Source organism: Clostridium sp. ZS2-4 (assembly GCF_026719745.1).
In the GTDB taxonomy this organism is placed as follows: domain Bacteria; phylum Bacillota; class Clostridia; order Clostridiales; family Clostridiaceae; genus Clostridium_H.
The window spans coordinates 1-913 of the sequence record NZ_JAPPRQ010000071.1; the positions used below are offsets into that span (position 1 = coordinate 1).

The window sequence follows — 913 nt, forward strand, 5'->3', positions numbered from 1 at the left end:
AGGCGTATAATCTTATTTTTAAATTCTGATTCGTATCTTCGTTTTTTCATTGTCGTAACCTCTTTTCTGAAATAAATTATATCATTTATTCGACTGAGGTGTTACAACTTTAGTATACCACTACAAACATAGTCATAACAATGTATTTTCTTAAACGCCTGAGTTATATACTCCATATGAGTTGTTAAAAATATAATCCAACTCAACTCATATTTAGTCATTTCTCTAATTTCTACTGCAAAATCTAATCCTGAAGAATTCTTAAGTGAAATATCTACAAAGAAAATATCTATTGCTACTCTCTTGCATATGTCTAAAGCTTCATCCTTATCCTCCGCCTCATAAAATTTTAATTTTTCATTTGTTTCATAAAGCATTTTCTTTAAATTGTTTCTTTGTTTAATATCATCTTCTAATAAAAGTATAGTACACACAAAAACTCCCCTTTCTCATGTGCTTTTTCTTTAGCTCTGGTTTGAATCATAAGTGTATCTTTTGTGTATTTAATAACTAAATATTATCTACTGTTAGTAGATACTATAAACGTGCATTTTAGCTAACAAATTTTTACAACACATAGAAATAAAAAAATAGACATTTTGATCATCATATTGTAATATATTTTTGCGACAAAACACTTACAAAGGATGATTAAAATGTCTACAAAAAATACTATACCATATGATAAATCTATTAACAATTTTTTTCTGGTTTTAAAATTAACTTTATATTTAACAATTCCTCAGAGAAAGCACCTTAGCGAATTTATCTTTGCGGCCGTAGGCCCAATGTCATAAAGCTAAGCTTCAAAATTTTTACAAGATATAGTTTTTTAAGGAAAAGTCTATGTTTTCATAGACTTTTCTAAAATATCATATTAGTGACAAATGTGTATTTTTTATTTTAAGCATCA

At 26.6% G+C, this 913-nt stretch carries 1 protein-coding gene; it reads right to left on the reverse strand.

Annotated features, from left to right (window positions below):
* Nucleotides 1-101: 101 nt before the first annotated feature.
* Nucleotides 102-434 (reverse strand): response regulator, encoded by a 333-nt coding sequence (locus OIO11_RS11640; RefSeq protein ID WP_268071637.1) that lies wholly within the window; start codon nucleotides 432-434, stop codon nucleotides 102-104.
* Between the last annotated feature and the right edge of the window lie 479 nt (nucleotides 435-913).